This window comes from Janthinobacterium sp. LS2A (genome assembly GCF_036543145.1).
In the GTDB taxonomy this organism is placed as follows: Bacteria; Pseudomonadota; Gammaproteobacteria; order Burkholderiales; family Burkholderiaceae_D; genus Janthinobacterium; species Janthinobacterium aestuarii.
On the sequence record NZ_JAZHPB010000002.1, the window covers coordinates 50,471 to 68,983 of the forward strand.

Consider the following 18,513-nt stretch of genomic DNA (forward strand, 5'->3'; position numbering starts at 1 on the left):
TTTATTGCATATCGATAGACAGAACGATTCGTAAGCACGCCGCGTGCCCACTGTTAATCTGATTGCATCATCGGACCGCCATGGTCCGCGCAACCACCAACCGAAGAGATATCGTCGATGAGTTCAAGCACCGCCCGCTCCCAGCTTCCCGCCCTCCCCGTCAAAACCGTTATCGCCGTCAGCCTGGTCGCCTGCTTCAGCCTGCCGATGCAGGCGCAAGCGCAGCAAGAGCTGCCGGCCGAAGGCGAATTGCAATCGGTGGTAGTCACCGGCACCTTCGCCAAGAACCGCCGCACCATCGATTCCGAATCGCCGATCGACATCCTCACCTCGCGCGACCTGCAAAGCACGGGTTCGGGCGAACTGGCGACCGTGCTGGCGCGCCTGCTGCCATCGCTGAACTTTGCCCGCGCCACGGGCGCCGACGCCAGCGACGCCGTGCGTCCGGCCCAGCTGCGCGGCCTGTCGCCCGATCAGACCCTGGTGCTGGTGAACGGCAAGCGCCGCTACACGTCGGCCGTCGTCAACGTCAACGGTTCGCTGGGCCGCGGCTCGGCGCCCGTCGACCTGAACGCCATCCCGCTGGCCGCCATCGACCACGTGGAAGTGCTGCGCGATGGCGCGGCGGCCCAGTACGGTTCCGACGCGATTGCCGGCGTAATCAACATCATCCTGAAAAAAGGCGCGGCCGGCGGCGACGTCGAAGTGGGCTATGGCCAGACGCAGGAACGCGACGGCAAGCAGAAATCCATCAAGGGCTCGGCCGGCTTCGCGCTGGGCGACGACGGCTTGGTGCGCGTCTCGGCGGAAGTGGCGGAACGCGATCCGACCAACCGCGCCGGCGCCGACTTCCGCAATCCGGCCGAGCCGCGCTACGGCAAGGTCAACCAGCGTTATGGCGATCCGGAAAGCAAGCCGGCGACGATTTTCCTCAACAGCGAATACCGCATCAACGACAATATCGACTGGTATGCCTTCGGCAACTATGGCAAGCGCGATACGTCGGCCGCCGCCACCTGGCGCACGGCGCTGATCGCGGACCCGAATAATTCGAAGCAGTTCATCCAGCGCACGCCGCTGTTCCCGGAAGGCTTCCTGCCGCTGCAAAACAGCACCCTGACGGACCAGTCCATCGTCACGGGCTTGCGCGGCGAGGCGGCCGGCTGGCGCTGGGATGCCAGCCTCAATTACGGCAGCAACAAGTTCGAACTGGACCTCGACAACACGGTCAACCAGTCGCTGGGCGCGAACAGCCCCACGCATTTCTATGCCGGCTCGCTGAAAAACGAACAAACGGTATTCAACCTCGATGCGGCGCGCGAATTTCCCGTCTCTTACTTTACGGGTCCGCTGACGGTAGCCGTGGGCGCCGAAGCGCGCCATGAAAAGTACAGCATCGGCGCCGGCGACGAAGCGTCGTACACGGGCGGCGGCTCGCAAGGCTTTGCCGGCTTCCGCCCGGCCAATGCGGGCAGCCATTCGCGCCACAACGAGTCGATCTATGTCAACCTGGAAGCGGAAGCGACGAAGAAACTGTCGGGCGGCGTGGCCCTGCGCCATGAGCGCTACAGCGATTTCGGCAGCACCACCTCGGCCAAGGGTTCCGCGCGCTATGCGTTCACGGACGCCCTGTCCCTGCGCGGCACGGTGTCGAGCGGCTTCCGCGCGCCATCGCTGGCGCAGCAGTACTACACCATCACCACCACCAACTTCCAGGTCGTCAACGGCGTCAACACACCGATCGAGACGGGTACCTTCGCCGTCAACACGCCGCAGGCGCGCGCCCTCGGTGCACAGGATCTGAAACCGGAAAAGGCCCGCAACTACAGCCTGGGCCTGCAGTTCCAGCCTAACCGCAACTTCACGACGACGGTGGATGCCTACCGCATCGACATCGACAACCGCATCCTGTTCTCGGCCAATCTGGTCCTCAACAATGCCTTGAAAAGCGTCCTGGCCGCGCAAGGCACGCCTGTGGGCTCGGGACGCTATTTCACCAACGCCGTCGATACGCGCACGGAAGGCGTCGACATCGTCAGCACCTACCGCATCGACCTGCAGGACAAGGACCGCCTCGACCTCACCGTGGCGTACAACCACAACAAGAGCAAGGTACAGAAAATCGCCGACAATCCGGCCATCCTGACGGCCAACAACCTGAAACTGATTGACCGCCAGAGCATCGACCGCATCACGGTGGCGTCGCCGAAGGACAAGTTCAGCCTGGCCGCCGACTACGGTTTCGGCATCTGGAATGCGCACGGCGTCGTGACGCGCTACGGCAGCTTCACCGTGCCGCAGAACGACGTCAAGCTGGACCAGACGTATGACCCGCAATGGGTGCTGGACGTGTCCGGTTCCGTGAAACTGGGCAAGAACTGGCGCCTCGTGGCCGGCATCGACAACGTGACCAACCGCTACCCGGCGCAAGTGACGAGCGCGGGCAACCTGAACGTCAACGGCACCCAGCCCTACAGCATCTTCGCGCCGAACGGTTTCAACGGCCGCTACTACTACGCCAAGGCTGGCTATAGCTGGTAAATAGCGCTCTGCCATGTAAAAAGCCCGGAACGCATAACGCGTTTCCGGGCTTTTTCATGTCTTGCGCCCGCAGGCGCATCAGGCTCAGGCGCGGCGGCGGCGCGCGGCAAAACCGACCAGGCCCAGGCCCAGCAGCAGCATGCCGTAGGTCGCTGGCTCAGGCACTGCCGAGACCGAATTGAACGCGCGGAAATTGCTCAGGCCACGCGGCAGGTTGCCCAGGCTGAAAACCGTATTGGCGGCCAGCGGCGTGTCCCAGTGGAACAACAGTTCGCCACGGCCATAATGCACGGCCAGGTAGTCGAAGCTGGAGTTGACAGTGAACGAACCGGACTTGCTGCTGACCAGGTCGCCTTGGGCGGCCAAAACCAGCGAACCGGTGCCGCTCGATGGCAGACCAAATTTGCTGCTGACCAAGCTCTTGATGGCGGCCGCACTTTGCGCGCCCGACGGGTTGGCGCCGTCATAGACCCAGACCGAGTCCGCTGCCACGCTGCCGTAGGTGACGGTCTTGCTGTCCACAGCGAAGCCGCTCATGGCAGGATCGGTAATTTCCACCCAGCTCGCAGCTTGGGCCAATGGCGCCAGGCAAGCCGAGACAGCAAGGCAGAGACCCAGCACAGCACGTTTAGTCATGTTCATAGTTTCCCCTAGTGATAAATTTCAAAAATTACAATGTTGTTTATATTTTTATTACACTTCTTTGCGATTGGACAAAAGATATCATTCAGGAAATCAAAATGCAATAAAAGAAACATCTTGAGTCATTGAAAATTTCAATCGGTCTCATGCATTGAATGCATGAGCCTGCTTTGCGTAGTGTCATGCTTCGTACAACCGGGACGACGAAACCTGCTGACTGGATGGAAGTGTTGTTAATTCACACAGACGCATGCGCCGTTCAGGCAAGCCCGGCCGGCGTTATCGCACGCCGTCTTGCGCCAGCGCAGACAAACGCCATGCTTCCTGCCGGACGGCCCCTCGCCGCGCCCTATCATGCATGCTCCTGCCGACATCCATCACGGAGCACGCCATGCTGACTTTAAGCAAATTGAGTCCCTCCATCACCGACATGATCCGCTTCGACCATAGCCACGTGCTGCTGGCCTTCCATCAGTACACCACCAGCAAAAAGCCTGCCGTCAAAAAAGCCCTGGCAGAAACCATCTGTAGCGCACTGGACATCCACGCGCAGCTGGAAGAGGAAATTTTCTATCCGCAGATGCGCCAGCTGGACGGCGATGCCGCGGTTCGCCAGAAAAGCGTGCCCGAGCACCAGGAAATGCGCCGCCTGATCGCCGAATTGCGCGCGACCGATGCGGCGACCACGCGCCATGACACCCTGCTGCTGGAAATGATGCGCGGCGTGCTGCACCATGTCGCCGATGAAGAAACCGTGCTGCTGCCGGAAGCCGAGACGCAGCTGACAGCAAGGCGCTTGAGCGAACTGGGCGCACAGATGACGCAGCGCCGCATGGCCCTGGTCAAGCCGCAAGCGGGCAAGATCGCCGCCAATACGCTGGTCGGTTTTTCCAGCAGCACTACGGCCTGGGTCATGGGCGCGGCCGGCGTACTGCTGGCGGCCCGGCTGTTTGCCCGCAAGGCGGCCTGAACTGGCGTGGGGAGTAGCCAGGCCGGCGGGCAATCAGCTACCATGGGAGCTCTTCGACTCCGATGACGGACCACCATGCCCAGCTGGCACCTGGCCGACGCCGCCGAACTGGCGGCGCGCCATCCCTATACTTTTTATAAATCACCGCCCGAGGCCATCGCCCAGGTGCGCCCCGGCGAAGTGGTCAAGCTGATCTTCGCCTTCCACAGCGACGACCCGCAAGCGCCGGGTGCCGAGCGCATGTGGGTGCTGGTCGATACGGTCGAGCCGCATGGGCACTTCACCGGCAAGCTCGACAACATGCCCGGCTACATCGCCGATTTGCAGGCCAAAGACCCCATCGCCTTCGCGGCATGCCACATCATCAATACGCAGCACGACGATGACGATAACCTCGTCAACCGCTACGCGGGCCTGTGCTTCGTGACGAAAAAAGTGCTGGAAGACGGCGCGCCCGTCGGCTATCTATACCGCGAGGAACCGGACAACGACGACGACAGCGGCTGGCGCTTCACGGCCAACGACGAAAGCGACGACTACATGAACGACAGCGCCAACGTGGCCCTCGTGTCGCTGGGCGCCGTGCTCAGCGTGGACGATCGTTGTATTGCGCTGCTGGATTCTCCGGCCGGATCGGCCTATGCCTTCGACCACAACACGCAACAATTCATCGCGGTGGACGAATGACAACAGATGAACTGAAGCAATTTTGCACGGCCCTGCCCGGCGCGCAAGCCGTGCTGCATGGCCCGCCGTCGAACATCCTCGTGTGTGAAGTGAGCGGCAAGAAATTTGCCTATTTCAAGACCAGCGCGCCCGAGCAGTGGCGCTTTAGCCTGCGGGTCAGCGCCGAGCGCTTTATCGAACTGACGGACATGCCCGGCATCAAACCGGCCCGCTACATGGGCCGCTTTCACTGGGTGACCATCGTCGACGTGGCGCGCTTCCCCGCCGATTACCTGGCGGAACTGGTGCGCGATAGCTACGCGCGCGCCGTGGCCAGCCTGACGCGCGCGCAGCGGGCGGCCATCGCCTAGAGCGCTTCCTCTCCCGCCATGGCGCGGTCGATGTCTTCGCGCGTCAAGTCCGGCGCCAGCTGCAGGATGAACTCGTAGGCGTAGGCGCGCAGGTAGGCGCCGCGCCGCACGGCCAGGCGCGTCGTGTTGGTGGCGAACAGGTGCGACGCTTCCACGGCCCTTAGCCCCTTGTCGCGGCCATGGTCGAAGGCCATCGAAGCCACGATGCCCACGCCCAGGCCCAGCGCCACGTACTGCTTGATGACGTCCGAATCCATGGCCGTCAAAATGATGTCGGTCGTCACGCCCGCCTTGGCGAACGCATCGTCGATATGGCCGCGTCCCGTGAAGCCCTTGTCGTAGGTGATCAACGGGTATTTCGCCAGGTCTTCCAGACGGATCGGCGAGTGCTCGAGCAGCGGGTGGCCGTCCGGCACGACGATCAGATGGCTCCAGCGGTAGCACGGAAACGACACGAGGTCGGGAAACTGGCTCAAGCCTTCCGTGGCGATGCCGATATCGGTCTTACCCGACAGCACCCATTCCGCGATGTGTTCGGGCGCGCTTTGCTGCAGCGCGATGCGGACCTCGGGGAAAGCGGCGCGGAAGCCCTGCACCACTTTCGGCAACGCATAGCGCGCCTGTGTGTGCGTGGCCGCCACGGATAACGTCCCGCTGGTCTGGCCGCTGTATTCGAGACTGGCCTGCTGCAGGTTTTCCGCCTCGATCAAGAGGCGGTCGACGATCTTCAGGATACCCTTGCCCGGCTCCGTCAAGCCCGTCAAGCGCTTGCCGTTGCGCTCGAAAATCACCACGCCCAGCTCATCTTCCAGTTCGCGGATTTGCCGGCTCACGCCCGGCTGCGACGTGAACAGGGCGTTGGCCACTTCCGTCAGGTTATAGCCGCGGCGGGCCGCTTCGCGGATCGAACGCAGTTGTTGAAAATTCATAGTGTCCCAGCCTCTCAGGTTCTTGTCGGTTCAACGAATACGTGCAGACGTTTCGGGCGGACAACTAACGTCTCGCCTTCTTTCAGCTGCAGATGCGTAAAACGCTCGTTCGACATCACCGCTTCGATCAGCTCGCTGTTATCGACGCGCTGCAAGTCCAGCTGGGCCAGCGGACCGATGGCATGCGCGCGGCTCAGCTTGACGACGATGCCTTCCGCGCCCTGCGTGTAGCGGTCGATTTCCAGGTCGTGCGGACGCACATAGGCCGTGCCCTTGCTGTCGCTCACGCCCGCATAATCGGGAACCTCGAAGCTGGCGTCGCCGGTGGCCATCACGCCGTCATGCACGCGGCCGTGGAACAGGTTGACGTTGCCGAGGAAGCCGTAGACGAACGGGGACGCCGGGTGGTTGTAGACTTGCTCGGGGGAGCCGAGTTGCTCGACGGTGCCCTTGTTCATCAGCACGACCTGGTCGGCCACTTCCAGCGCTTCTTCCTGGTCATGCGTGACGAAAATGCTGGTCACGTGCAAGTCGTCATGCAGGCGACGCAGCCAGCGGCGCAATTCCTTGCGCACCTTGGCATCCAAGGCGCCGAACGGTTCGTCGAGCAGCAGCACGCGCGGCTCCACGGCCAGGGCGCGCGCCAGGGCGATACGCTGGCGTTGTCCGCCCGACAGCTGCGGCGGATAGCGGTCGGCCAGCCAGTCGAGCTGTACCAGTTCCAGCAAATCCTTGACCTTGCGGCGGATCTGGTCTTCCGACGGGCGCTCGCTGCGCGACTTCACGCGCAAGCCAAAGGCCACGTTTTCAAACACGGTCATGTGCTTGAACAGCGCATAGTGCTGGAAGACGAAACCGACTTGCCGCTCGCGCACGTGACGGTTCGACGCATCTTCCGCGTCCAGCAGCACTTGCCCGCTGTCCGGATGTTCGAGGCCGGCAATGATGCGCAGCAAGGTGGTCTTGCCGCAACCCGAAGGGCCCAGCAGGGCAGTCAGTTCGCCGGCGGGAAAGTCCAGCGAGATATTGTCGAGGGCGACGAAATCGCCAAAACGCTTGTGGATGTTGTTAACTGCGATGGTCATGTCAGTGCTCCGTAGAACGTAAGGCGGAATCGTCGGCGTCGCTCTCGTTCAAACGCCACTCAATGAAAGCTTTCAAGGCCAGGGTCACCAAGGCCAGCAAGGCCAGCAGGGAGGCGACGGCAAATGCGGCGGCGAAGTTGTACTCGTTGTACAGAATCTCCACTTGCAGCGGCATGGTGTTCGTTTCGCCGCGGATATGGCCGGAGACCACGGACACGGCGCCGAACTCGCCCATGGCGCGGGCGTTACACAGGATCACGCCATACAGCAGGCCCCACTTGATGTTCGGCAAGGTGACTCGGCGGAAAGTGTTCCAGCCCGACGCGCCCAGCACGATAGCGGCCTCTTCCTCTTCGCTGCCCTGCGACTGCATCAGCGGAATCAATTCACGCGCGACGAACGGGAAGGTGATGAAGATGGTGGCCAGCACGATGCCGGGCACGGCAAACAAAATCTTGATGTCATGCGCCTGCAGCCATGGGCCGAACCAGCCCTGGGCGCCAAACATCAGCACATAGATCAGGCCGGAAATGACGGGCGAGACGGAAAACGGCAAGTCGATCAGGGTCAGCAAGATGCTCTTGCCGCGGAACTCGAACTTGGCGATGCACCAGGAAGCGGCCACGCCGAATACCAGGTTCAGCGGCACGGCGATGGCGGCCGTGATCAGGGTCAATTTAATCGCGGAAATCGCGTCCGGATCGATGATGGCGGCGATGTACGCTTCCCAGCCCTTCTTGAACGCTTCCGCAAACACGGCCACCAGGGGCACGATGAGGAAGGCCGTCAGGAACAGCAAGGCGATGGTGATCAATACCGTGCGTACCCACAATGGTTCCAGCACGACGGGGCCGACATTCGGTTCGAAGCGGCGCGCTGTCGGCAGCGCCTTGTCCACGCCAGCGGCGGCAGTCGTATTCGTACTCATGATTTCTTCGCCTTTCCGCGCGTCCATGCTTGCAGCAGGTTAATCGTCAACAACAGCAAAAAGGAGACCACCAGCATCACCACGGCGATGGCCGTGGCGCCTGCGTAATCGTATTGCTCCAGCTTGGTAATAATGAACAGCGGCGTGATTTCCGACACCATCGGCATATTGCCGGCGATAAAGATCACGGAACCGTACTCGCCCGTGGCGCGGGCAAAGGCCAGCGCAAAGCCCGTCAGCAAGGACGGCAAGATCGTGGGGAAGATGACGCGGATAAACGTTTGCAATGAGCTGGCGCCCAGGCTGGCGGCCGCTTCTTCCAGTTCCTTTTCCGCGTCTTCCAGCACCGGCTGCACCGTGCGCACGACGAAAGGCAAGCCGATGAAGGTCAGCGCCACCACCACGCCCAGCGGCGTAAACGCCACCTTGATGCCCAGCACGCCTTCGATGAACTGGCCGAACCAGCCATTCGACGAATACAGGGCCGTCAGGGTGATGCCGGCCACGGCCGTCGGCAAGGCGAACGGCAAGTCGACCAGCGCGTCGATGATGCGCTTGCCGGGAAACTTATAGCGCACCAGCACCCAGGCCAGGATGCCGCCAAACACCACGTTCAACAGGGCCGCGATCAGCGAAGCGCCAAACGTCAGGCGGTAGGACGCCATCACGCGGTCGGACGTGACGGCGCTGAAGAAGGCGTCCCACGTCATGGTGAAGGTCTTCAGGAACACCGACGACAGCGGGATGAGAACGATCAGGGCCAGGTAAAAAAGCGTGAAGCCCAGTGACAGCTTAAACCCCGGCATGACCCGAAACGGCGCTCCGCGCGCCTTGAGCGGTGCTGCTGATGCTGCAGACATAGAAACCCCTTCTTATTACATTTTTGAGTTATAGGGCGCAATAATCACATGCAACCGTTATAAAAAGAACTAACCATTTCTCATTTGCTTAGATGGATTTTGCATACCTGCTGGCGGAGTCTATGGGCGAAAAAAAGGGGTCGGACCCTGCGGGTCCGACCCCGGCTTTTGGGCTGGGGTTGGGGTGGGCACACACTTAACCCAACACCTTGACGGCTGGGGTCAGACCCGACGGGGAAATGCGTCCTAGTAGGACGCATTTCAATCGCGAAGCGACTGACCCCGTTCTTACTTGTTCGGCTGCGGCGTGAGGCGCAGATAAGGTTTCGCTGCCGTAAACCCCTTAGGATACTTCTGCTTGATCACGTCCGGGTCTTGCACGGTCAATGGAATGATGACGTCGTCGCCATCTTTCCAGTTGCCTGGGGTGGCCACGGTGTAGCCATCCGTCAGTTGCAGGGCGTCGATGACGCGCAGGATTTCATTGAAGTTGCGGCCCGTGCTCAGCGGATATGTGAGGATCAGCCGCACCTTTTTGTTCGGGTCGATGACGAAGACGGAGCGCACGGTGGCCGTGACGGACTGTTCCGGGTGGATCATGTCGTACAGCACCGACACTTTCTTGTCGACGTCGGCGATGATGGGGAAGCCCACGACCGTATTTTGCGTCTCTTCGATATCCTTGATCCAGCTCTTGTGCGACTCGGCCGCGTCCACGGACAGGGCGATGGCCTTTACGTTGCGCTTGTCGAATTCCGGCTTGAGCTTGGCCGTCAAGCCCAGTTCCGTCGTGCATACGGGGGTAAAGTCGGCCGGATGGGAAAACAGCACCACCCAGGAATTGCCCGCCCACTCGTGGAACTTGAGCGGGCCGATCGAGCTGTCTTGTTCAAAATCAGGGGCGACATCGCCCAGGCGTAAAGTCATCGTGATCTCCTGTGAGGTTGTGTATCGGGATGTTGGTCGAATCAGGCTGCCTGACGGTGGCGCTTGTCGCTTTGCGCCAGATCAAACAGCGTTTGCAATTGCGCCTGGCCGTAGACCCAGTCGCCAAGGCGCGACTCGGCGTTGATATGGCCCAGCGCACCGCCATCAATATACTTGCAATTCCAGCGCCGTGCCCACTGCGCCGCGTGTTCGGCCGTCATCCACGGATCGGTCTGGCTGGCGATCAGGATGCCGGGGCAAGGCAGCCGCTTTTGCGGCAATGCCTTCGCCACGCCAAACTTGTCGGGATCGGCTGGTCCCACCAGCAGCACGCCGGCCACGCCCTGCGGATCGCGCGCCAGGCTGTGCGCCGTCGTCAGGCAGCCGAAGCTGTGGGCGACGATCAGGGTCGGGCGCGCATCCTGCCGCCGCACCTGGTCCAGCCGCGCCGACCAGGTGGCCAGGTCGGGCGCGTTCCAGTCGCCCTGCTCGACCCGCTCGAATTGCGGATACAGGCGCTGCCAGCGGCTCTGCCAATGCTCGGGACCGCTGTTATGCAAGCCCGGCACGATCAGTACCCGGTAATCGGAAAAGCTGCGCAGCGCCATGATGTGTCCTTTTAGTAACGGTCTGGCAATCGTGCCATCCGGTATTACTTAGGCTGGTAGATCTGGTCGAAGATGCCGCCGTCGGCAAAGTGCGCCTTCTGTGCAGCCGTCCAGCCGCCCGCCACTTGCTCGATGGTGAACAGGTTGACCTTGGCGAACTGCGACGCGTATTTCTTCGCCGCCTTGTCCGTTGCCGGACGGTAGTAATTCTTCGCGATGATGTCTTGCGCTTCATCCGTGTACAGGTAGTTCAGGTAAGCCTCGGCCACCTTGCGCGTGCCATGCTTGTCGGCAAACTTGTCGACGACGGCGACGGGCGGCTCGGCCAGGATGCTGACGGATGGCGTGATGATGTCGAACTTGGTCGGGCCCAGTTCCTTGACGGCCAGGTAAGCCTCGTTTTCCCAGGCGATCAGCACGTCGCCGATGCCGCGCTCAACAAAAGTGGTGGTGGCGCCGCGCGCGCCGGAATCGAGCACGGGCACGTTTTTATACAGCTTGCCGAGGAAATCCTTGGCCTTCGCTTCGTTGCCGCCCGGCTGGCGCAGCGCGTAACCCCACGCAGCCAGATGGTTCCAGCGGGCGCCGCCCGAGGTTTTCGGATTCGGCGTGATGACGGAGACGCCTGGCTTGATCAGGTCGTTCCAATCCTTGATGCCTTTCGGGTTGCCCTTGCGCACCAGGAAGACGATGGTCGAGGTGTAAGGCGAGCTGTTGTGCGCCAAGCGCTTTTGCCAGTCGCCGGCCAGCAGCTTGTGCTCGGCCAGCGCATCGATGTCATAGGCCAGGGCCAGGGTGACGATATCCGCCTCCAGGCCGTCGATGACGGCGCGCGCCTGCTTGCCCGAACCACCGTGCGATTGCTTGATCTTGACGTTGTCGCCCGTCTTGCCGTTCCACTCCTTGGCAAACGCCGTATTCACATCCTGATACAGCTCGCGCGTCGGGTCGTACGACACGTTGAGCAGGGTGATATCGGCAGCCTGCGCCGTTTGCAGAATGGCAAACGCGCTGATGGCGGCGGCAATGATGATTTTTTTCGACAGCATCTAAGATCCCCGTGTGGTTGAACTTGCAGAGCCACCAGATTACGGCGCCATGGCCGCAAAGAGAACGAAGCGTTTCGCCGTTTGATATGCGTTTTTCACATATGGACGGCGCGCAACGGGGATTTAGCAGTTAATAAAAACGGTTAAACAAAATGACGGCCCAGGTGGCGAAGGCCAGGATGCAGGTCAGCAGCACGGCGGCGCTACCAAAGTCCTTGGCGTTTTTCGACAGCGGATGACGTTCGAGCGAAATGCGGTCAACCACGGCTTCAATTGCCGAATTGATCAGTTCGACGATCAGCACCAGCAGCAGCACGCCGATCAGCACCAGCTTTTCAAACGCGGAAACGCGCAGCAGCAAGGCGATCACCGTGCCGACGACGAACAGGCCCAGTTCCTGCCGGAACGCATGTTCGTGGCGCCAGGCCGCTTTCAAGCCATCGAGCGAGTAGAAAAAGGCGGAGAAAATCCGTTTCAAGCCGCTTTTGCTCTTGAATTCATTTACAGGTTGCATAGTTTTCCATGGTTCAAAGCACATGCTATCCACGCATTATGACGGGCACAATAGGGATTGTGACAATTTATTCGCTATCTATCTCGGAACATTTCACTATTTTTTCACATCATGGTATAAAGAAGGATGAATACTGCATTGCACCAAATCCATCATGAAAATTGAACCGGTCGCTGCCCCGAAGACGACGATCCAGGTCATCGAACGCATGGTCGCCCTGCTCGATGCCCTGGCCAAATATTCCGACCCGGTCAGCCTGAAGGAATTGTCCAAAGTATCGGGCCTGCACCCCTCGACGGCGCACCGCATCCTCAACGACATGGTGCTGACGCGCTTTGTCGACCGCATCGAACCGGGCACGTACCGGCTGGGCATGCGCCTGTTGGAACTGGGCAATGTGGTGAAAAGCCGCCTCAGCGTGCGCGAAGCGGCGCTGGACTTCATGCGCCAGTTGCACAAGAAAACCCAGCAAACGATCAACCTGTCCGTGCGCCAGGGCGACGAGATCGTCTACATCGACCGTGCCTTTTCCGAACGCTCGGGCATGCAGGTGGTGCGCGCCATCGGCGGCCGCGGCCCGCTGCACCTGACCTCGACCGGCAAGCTGTTCCTCTCCGTGGACGAGCCGAAAGCCATCCGCGCGTACGCCACGCGCACGGGCCTGGCCGGACACAACAAGAATTCCATCACGGATCTGCAAAAGCTTGAGCGCGAACTGAGCCTGGTGCGCGAGCGCGGCTATGCGCGCGACAATGAAGAGCTGGAACTGGGCGTGCGCTGCATGGCCGCCGGCATCCGCGACGATACAGGCAAGCTGATCGCCGGCCTGTCGATCTCGGCGCCAGCCGACCGCCTGCAGGATGAGTGGCTGGTGGACCTGGTGGAAACGGCGAACCAGATTTCAGTGACTTTGGGTTTTATACCCCAAGACTAAAGAAGCAGGGCAGCAACGCTGCCCTGTTTCTTTTAGCCGCCTGGCAGGCTCATGTTGGCAGGTTTCAATGCCTCCAGCCACTTGCGCATGCGGCCCGCATCGGCCGTGCGCGACTGTTTTCCCTTGGAATCGAGGAAGACCATGATCACGGCCCGTCCTTCGATGACAGCCTGCATCATCAGGCAACGTCCCGCCTCATTGATAAAGCCCGTCTTTTGCAAGCCGATTTCCCAGCCGGGATTCGCCACCAGGTGATTCGTATTGCCAAACTGCATGGGCTGGCCGCTGGCTTCGACGATGGCTTTCGGGTCCGTCGAGTACTCGCGCAACAGCGGATGGCGGAAGGCGGCCATGGCCAGCTTGCCCAGGTCGCGCGCGCTGGCCACGTTCATCTTCGACAAGCCGCTGGAATCGACGTAATGCGTATCCATCATGCCCAGCTGGCGCGCCTTGCTGTTCATCGCGTCGACAAACGCCGACAAGCCGCCCGGATAATTGCGGCCCAGCGCCGAGGCAGCACGGTTTTCCGAGCTCATCAAGGCGATGTGCAGCATATTGGCCCGCGTCAATTGCGAACCCACTTTCAGGCGCGAGCTGCTGAACTTGGCGCGGTCGACGTCCTCGTCCGTAATCGTCAGCAGTTCCTCCATGTCCTGATGCGCTTCGACGACCACCAGGCCCGTCATCATCTTGGTGATGGAGGCGATGGGCAGGGCCACATTCGAATTCTTTTCAAACAGCACTTCCGAATTGTTCTGGTCCAGCACCAGCGCCACGCTCGACTTGAGGTCGAGCGGATCGCGCGTGAGGTTCAGGCCCGCCAGGTCGCCCATGGTGGGCATCGGCGCGGCCATGGGCACGGCCACGCTGCTGATTTTTTGATAGATGACCTTGCGTTTGCCGCGCACCATGACAACCCGGCGCACGCTCTTTTCGCGCGGCGCGGCCGTCGCGCTCTTGCGCAGCACGACTTTGACTTTCTTGGTGTTCTGTTTCTTGGAGGCTGAGGATTTTCCGTTCGCTTCCTTGGCGTGCACGGCCGCAGCCGGCGCCAGTGCAAACAGCAGGGAAGCCAGGATACCCAGCGCAAGTTTAAACTTAGCCATTCGATAATTCCCCGTGAAGCTGTTGCCTTATTGCAGTGTAGCGAAATGCAGAGTATTCGCAAGCCTATTTAACAGTTAGGACAGTATTTATTGCAGTACTGAAATACAAATCGTTAGCGATCAGCAAACAAGCTCATCCTTGACGGCTATTTGCTGGTGCTCATCGCTGGCGTGTCTATTTGTCCATGAATTTAACAAAACCGGCCAGCGGCTCGCGTTCAGTGTTCAAGCGGTTCTCGACCTTGTCCGGGTCGGCATAGCCGAGGGCCATGCCGCACACCACCATTTCGCTGGCCGGCACGCCCAGCTCGTCACGGATGATGTCATGGTAGTGGATGAAGGCCGCTTGCGGGCACGTGTCGAGTCCCCGCGCGCGCGCCGCCAGCATGATATTTTGCAAGAACATGCCGTAGTCGAGCCAGGAACCCTGCTCCAGCACCCGTTCGATGGTAAAGATCAGCCCGACGGGCGCATCGAAAAACTGGAAATTGCGTCCATGCTGAGCCGCCATGCCGGCCGTGTCGCTCCGTTCCAGGCCCAGCAGCTGGTACAGGTCCAGGCCGATCTTGCGGCGGCGCTCGATGAACGGCGCCGTCCACTGGCGCGGGTAATAGATATACGACGCCGTGCGCGCGGGCGCATCGGGCGCCTTCGGTGCGGCATAGACGTCGAGGATGCGGCGCGACAGCCGCGCGCGCGCCTCGCCCGACAGCACATACACTTTCCACGGCTGCATGTTGGCGCCCGAAGGCGCGCGCGCCGCCACTTCCAGGATGCGCGCGATATCGTCCTGCGCCACCGGCGTGGGCAAAAAGGCGCGGATCGAACGGCGCGACAGAATGACGGCGTCGACGGCTTGCTGCGCCGCCTGTGTTTCAGATGCTTGCTTGTTCACTGCCCTGCTCTCCCGCTCTAACTATTTCTTGACGACAAACACCACGCCGACCACGGCCACCAGCATGCCGGCGATGCCCAGCATATTGAACGCTTCGCCGAACATCAGCCAGGCCATCACTGCCGTCGTGGGCGGCGTCAGGTACAGCAAGCCCGTCACTTTCGTCGCGTCGCTGCGGCGGATCAGGGCGAACAGCAAAAAGATGGCGCCGATGGACAGCACGAGTACCGACCACAGCAAGGCGCCGATGAAATTCGCCGTCCATTGCACATTGCTGAAATGCAGGTCCAGTCCTTCGTAATACAGGGCGAATGGCAAGACCACGACGATGGAGGCGGCAAATTGCACCACCGTGCCGGTGCGCAAGTCGAATTGCGGGCAGTGGCGTTTTTGGTACATGGTGCCGGCCGTCATCGACAGCAGCGCGAACACGCACAGCAGCACGCTTTCCACGGTCAGGCCCACGAGGTTGATCTTCGCATACACGACGAGGGCCACGCCCAGCAAGCCAAAGAACAGGCCCAGCCACTGGCGCGGGCGCACGGATTCGCCGATCAGCGGCGCGGCGCAGGCCGTCAGCACGGGCTGCATGCCCACGATCAGCGCGGACAGGCCGGCCGGCATGCCCAGCTTGATGGCGCACCAGACGCCAGCCAGGTAGCCGGCCTGCATCAGGATGCCGGCCACGGCGATCTGGCGGAACTGTCCCACGGGCCACGGCGCGCGCAACAGCAGCACGAGCGGCAGCAGGATCACCAGCACGCCCAGGAAGCGCAGCAGCAAAAAAGTCAGCGGGGGGGCGTACGGCAGGCCGAACTTGGCCACGATAAAACCCGTGCTCCATAACAACACGAAGAAGCCAGGCAAGGCCATCGGCGTCAGAGTGGTCAGAAGAGAGGCTTTGCCGCTGGCGCCAGCCGCGGCGGGAAGATTGGACATGGTATCAACTCGGGAAACGGGATCGGCACCAGGTGCTGTGCCAGTGCGGGAGGCAAAGTCTAGCATGCTGCGCCGCAATCGTCCCCGTAGCCGCCGGAAACGATAGTTTAGGCATAAACCATTGACACCCAGAAATCAAATATTTCTCTTTAGAAACAATGACTTTTGATCCAAATCTATTCAATTGTTGCATCGCACAAGAAACGCTTGACTTCGTTTTTTTTCACCGTAGAATAGGGTTTGTTGCGTTGCACAATTCTTGTTCAGCTTGAAAAATTTAGATTCACCTGCTTTCCCAAACGGTACACGCAGCATCAAATTAACCAGATTTCGATTTTTTGGAGATTTATATGTTTTCAATTCCTGAGCAATTTTCGTCCGCTACCAAAGCCAACCTGGAAGCCCAATTCGCCCTGTTCTCGTCGCTGACGGGCAAAGCCTTCGAAGGCATCGAAAAGATCGTCGAACTGAACCTGACCGCTGCCAAAGCGACCCTGGAAGAATCGACCGCCGCCGCCAAGCAATTGCTGTCGGCAAAAGATCCACAAGAATTCTTCTCGCTGAGCGCTGCTCAAGCCCAGCCTAGCGCCGAAAAAGCCATCGCTTACGGCCGTCACCTGGCTGCCATCACGTCGGGCACCCAAGCCGAATTCAGCAAAGCTGCTGAATCGCAAATCGCTGAAACCAACCGCAAAGTCCTGTCCCTGGTGGAAGAAGTCACCAAGAACGCGCCAGCTGGTTCGGAAAACGCCGTCGCCATCCTGAAAAGCGCCATCGGCAACGCCAATGCGGGCTACGAGCAATTCTCGAAAACCAGCAAGCAAACCGTCGAAGCTATCGAAGCGAACCTGACCTCGGCCGTGAACCAGTTCACGCAAGCAGCTGAAAAAGTCGTGCCACGCGCTGCCGCCAAGTAATTCTTGCGCGACCGCTACGGCGGTCCGCTGTACCTGCTCCTCCAGGCATCCATCCCGTACTTCCCCGACGGATGCCATTATGCCCCAGCCCAGCTGGGGCATTTTTTATGCGCGCTTACTCTCCCAGATACGCCGCCTTGACGCGCGGGTCGTCGAGCATGGCGGCCGCGTTGCCGCCCATGGTGACGAGGCCGGAATCCATCACATAGCCGCGGTGCGCCGCTTGCAGGGCCAAACGGGCATTCTGTTCGACCAACAAGATCGTGATGCCTTCGGACGACACCTTGCGGATCACCTCGAAGATTTTCTCGACCATGATGGGCGACAAGCCCATCGACGGCTCGTCGAGCAGCAGCAGCTTCGGATGGCTCATCAGGGCGCGCGCCATGGCCAGCATCTGCTGCTCGCCGCCCGACAAGGTGCCGGCCATCTGCGCCGCCCGTTCCTTGAGTCGTGGAAAGACGTCGAACCAGCGGGCGATATCGTCCTCGACACCGGCCTTGTCCATGCGCGTGTAAGCGCCCATCATGAGGTTTTCGCGGATCGACATGCGGGTAAATACGCCCCGCCCTTCCGGCACCATGGCCAGTTTCCTTTCCACCAGGTGGAACGATTTCGTGCCCTTGAGCGATTCGCCCAGGTAGCTGATCGTGCCTTCGACCTTGCAGGCCGGCAAAGTGCCCGTGATGGCTTTCAAGGTCGTCGTCTTGCCGGCGCCGTTCGCGCCGATCAGGGCGATCAGCTCGCCCTGGTTGACTTCCAGGTCGATGCCTTTCACGGCCTTGATGCCGCCGTAGGCCACGTGCAGACCCGATACCTTCAATATATTCTTGCTCAAGCCATCGTTACTCATGCGTGCGACCCTCCCAGATAAGCCTCGATGACGGCCGGGTTTTGTTGTATTTCGGCCGGCAAGCCTTCCGCGATGCGCTTGCCATACTCGAGCACGGTGATGCGGTCGCACAATCCCATCATCAGTTTCACGTCGTGCTCGATCAACAGCACGGTCTTGCCTTCAGCCTTGATTTTCACCAGCAACTCGCGCAGGGCCAGCTTTTCCGTCGCATTCATGCCCGCCGCCGGCTCGTCGAGCGCCAGCAGTTGCGGGTCCGTGGCCAGCGCGCGGGCGATTTCCAGGCGCCGCTGGTCGCCATACGACAAGAAGCGCGCCGTGCGGCTGGCGAACTGGGCGATGCCGACGAAGTCGAGCAACTCCATGGCCCGCTTGCGGATGGACGCCTCTTCCTCGCGCGCCGCCTTGTGGCGGAAGATGGCGCCGAACACGCCCTGATGCGAGCGCACATGGCGCCCCACCATGACGTTTTCCAGCGCCGTCATGTCGCCAAACAAACGGATGTTCTGGAAGGTGCGCGCAATGCCCGCCTTGGCCACCTTGTGCGGCGCGGATGGCGAATATGGTTTGCCGGCCAGCTCGAAAGTGCCCGTGTCGGGCTGGTACAGGCCCGTGATCACGTTGAAAAACGTCGTCTTGCCGGCGCCGTTCGGGCCGATCAAGCCATAGATTTGCCCTTGCCGGATGGTGATGCCCACGTCGGTGAGCGCCTGCAAGCCGCCAAAACGTTTATTCACGCCGGCAATATTGAGAATGATCTGTTCGCTCATGCTATCCCT

Annotated in this window: 20 protein-coding genes; 6 read left to right on the plus strand and 14 right to left on the minus strand. The window is 60.8% G+C overall.

The features are described 5' to 3' along the window. Positions 1 to 117 precede the first annotated feature (117 nt). A complete protein-coding gene (locus tag V3C40_RS06045) occupies positions 118 to 2,541 on the plus strand; it encodes a TonB-dependent receptor plug domain-containing protein (protein ID WP_331776882.1) in 2,424 nt (807 codons plus the stop codon). A gap of 84 nt (positions 2,542 to 2,625) precedes the next feature. Here the strand turns inward: V3C40_RS06045 and V3C40_RS06050 are convergent, their stop codons facing one another. After that, positions 2,626 to 3,177 carry a PEP-CTERM sorting domain-containing protein gene (locus V3C40_RS06050; RefSeq protein ID WP_331776883.1) on the minus strand — a complete coding sequence of 184 codons (552 nt, stop codon included), beginning with the start codon at positions 3,175 to 3,177 and terminating at the stop codon, positions 2,626 to 2,628. 397 nt (positions 3,178 to 3,574) lie between these two features. On the opposite strand from V3C40_RS06050, the gene V3C40_RS06055 reads away from it, so the two are divergent. The 3 genes from V3C40_RS06055 (at position 3,575) to V3C40_RS06065 (ending at position 5,190) form a co-directional block, all read left to right on the plus strand. Further along, positions 3,575 to 4,153: a hemerythrin domain-containing protein gene (locus tag V3C40_RS06055; protein WP_175444482.1), complete on the plus strand. Its 579-nt coding sequence runs from the start codon at positions 3,575 to 3,577 to the stop codon at positions 4,151 to 4,153. Positions 4,154 to 4,228: 75 nt separating this feature from the next. Then, on the plus strand, positions 4,229 to 4,840 hold the full coding sequence (locus tag V3C40_RS06060) for an immunity protein Imm33 domain-containing protein (protein ID WP_331776884.1): 612 nt from the start codon (positions 4,229 to 4,231) through the stop codon (positions 4,838 to 4,840). Then, positions 4,837 to 5,190 (plus strand): MmcQ/YjbR family DNA-binding protein, encoded by a 354-nt coding sequence (locus V3C40_RS06065; protein ID WP_331776885.1) that lies wholly within the window; start codon positions 4,837 to 4,839, stop codon positions 5,188 to 5,190. Before V3C40_RS06060 ends, V3C40_RS06065 begins: the two co-directional genes overlap by 4 nt. Here V3C40_RS06065 and V3C40_RS06070 read toward each other — a convergent pair. From V3C40_RS06070 to V3C40_RS06105, 8 genes are all read right to left on the minus strand, one after another. Further along, entirely contained in the window at positions 5,187 to 6,119 is a 933-nt protein-coding gene (locus tag V3C40_RS06070; protein ID WP_070301441.1) for a CysB family HTH-type transcriptional regulator, read from the minus strand. The two genes, V3C40_RS06065 and V3C40_RS06070, sit on opposite strands and share 4 nt — an antisense overlap. A 14-nt stretch (positions 6,120 to 6,133) precedes the next feature. After that, complete coding sequence (locus V3C40_RS06075; protein ID WP_072455473.1) at positions 6,134 to 7,204, minus strand: sulfate/molybdate ABC transporter ATP-binding protein; 1,071 nt, start codon at positions 7,202 to 7,204, stop codon at positions 6,134 to 6,136. Between the two features lies 1 nt (position 7,205). Then, entirely contained in the window at positions 7,206 to 8,132 is a 927-nt protein-coding gene (gene cysW / locus V3C40_RS06080) for a sulfate ABC transporter permease subunit CysW (protein WP_070301500.1), read from the minus strand. Beyond that, on the minus strand, positions 8,129 to 8,938 hold the full coding sequence (gene cysT / locus V3C40_RS06085) for a sulfate ABC transporter permease subunit CysT (RefSeq protein WP_331776886.1): 810 nt from the start codon (positions 8,936 to 8,938) through the stop codon (positions 8,129 to 8,131). Before cysT ends, cysW begins: the two co-directional genes overlap by 4 nt. Positions 8,939 to 9,280: 342 nt before the next feature. Further along, entirely contained in the window at positions 9,281 to 9,919 is a 639-nt protein-coding gene (locus V3C40_RS06090; protein WP_331776887.1) for a peroxiredoxin, read from the minus strand. 41 nt (positions 9,920 to 9,960) lie between these two features. Next, positions 9,961 to 10,527, minus strand: a complete 567-nt coding sequence (locus V3C40_RS06095) for an RBBP9/YdeN family alpha/beta hydrolase (RefSeq protein WP_331776888.1) — start codon at positions 10,525 to 10,527, stop codon at positions 9,961 to 9,963. A gap of 44 nt (positions 10,528 to 10,571) precedes the next feature. Then, the gene (locus V3C40_RS06100; RefSeq protein ID WP_331776889.1) at positions 10,572 to 11,576 is read right to left on the minus strand and encodes a sulfate ABC transporter substrate-binding protein; all 1,005 of its coding nucleotides are present in this window, start codon (positions 11,574 to 11,576) and stop codon (positions 10,572 to 10,574) included. Positions 11,577 to 11,706: 130 nt separating this feature from the next. Then, positions 11,707 to 12,090: a diacylglycerol kinase gene (locus tag V3C40_RS06105; protein WP_034747502.1), complete on the minus strand. Its 384-nt coding sequence runs from the start codon at positions 12,088 to 12,090 to the stop codon at positions 11,707 to 11,709. A gap of 154 nt (positions 12,091 to 12,244) precedes the next feature. Between V3C40_RS06105 and V3C40_RS06110 the strand changes: the two genes are divergently transcribed. Further along, positions 12,245 to 13,024 (plus strand): IclR family transcriptional regulator, encoded by a 780-nt coding sequence (locus V3C40_RS06110; protein WP_034747499.1) that lies wholly within the window; start codon positions 12,245 to 12,247, stop codon positions 13,022 to 13,024. A gap of 32 nt (positions 13,025 to 13,056) precedes the next feature. Here the strand turns inward: V3C40_RS06110 and pbpG are convergent, their stop codons facing one another. From pbpG to V3C40_RS06125, 3 genes are all read right to left on the minus strand, one after another. After that, positions 13,057 to 14,130 carry a D-alanyl-D-alanine endopeptidase gene (pbpG, locus tag V3C40_RS06115; protein WP_034747497.1) on the minus strand — a complete coding sequence of 358 codons (1,074 nt, stop codon included), beginning with the start codon at positions 14,128 to 14,130 and terminating at the stop codon, positions 13,057 to 13,059. 175 nt (positions 14,131 to 14,305) lie between these two features. Beyond that, the gene (locus V3C40_RS06120) at positions 14,306 to 15,025 is read right to left on the minus strand and encodes a nitroreductase (RefSeq protein WP_319990902.1); all 720 of its coding nucleotides are present in this window, start codon (positions 15,023 to 15,025) and stop codon (positions 14,306 to 14,308) included. 21 nt (positions 15,026 to 15,046) lie between these two features. Then, a complete protein-coding gene (locus tag V3C40_RS06125; protein WP_034747493.1) occupies positions 15,047 to 15,964 on the minus strand; it encodes a DMT family transporter in 918 nt (305 codons plus the stop codon). A 350-nt stretch (positions 15,965 to 16,314) separates the two neighbouring features. Here V3C40_RS06125 and V3C40_RS06130 point away from each other — a divergent pair, with 350 nt between their 5' ends. Then, on the plus strand, positions 16,315 to 16,881 hold the full coding sequence (locus tag V3C40_RS06130; RefSeq protein ID WP_331776890.1) for a phasin family protein: 567 nt from the start codon (positions 16,315 to 16,317) through the stop codon (positions 16,879 to 16,881). A 115-nt stretch (positions 16,882 to 16,996) separates the two neighbouring features. Here the strand turns inward: V3C40_RS06130 and V3C40_RS06135 are convergent, their stop codons facing one another. Both V3C40_RS06135 and V3C40_RS06140 read right to left on the minus strand, forming a co-directional pair. After that, positions 16,997 to 17,719 carry an ABC transporter ATP-binding protein gene (locus V3C40_RS06135; protein WP_331777336.1) on the minus strand — a complete coding sequence of 241 codons (723 nt, stop codon included), beginning with the start codon at positions 17,717 to 17,719 and terminating at the stop codon, positions 16,997 to 16,999. 11 nt (positions 17,720 to 17,730) lie between these two features. Next, the gene (locus V3C40_RS06140) at positions 17,731 to 18,504 is read right to left on the minus strand and encodes an ABC transporter ATP-binding protein (RefSeq protein WP_034747484.1); all 774 of its coding nucleotides are present in this window, start codon (positions 18,502 to 18,504) and stop codon (positions 17,731 to 17,733) included. Positions 18,505 to 18,513 lie beyond the last annotated feature (9 nt).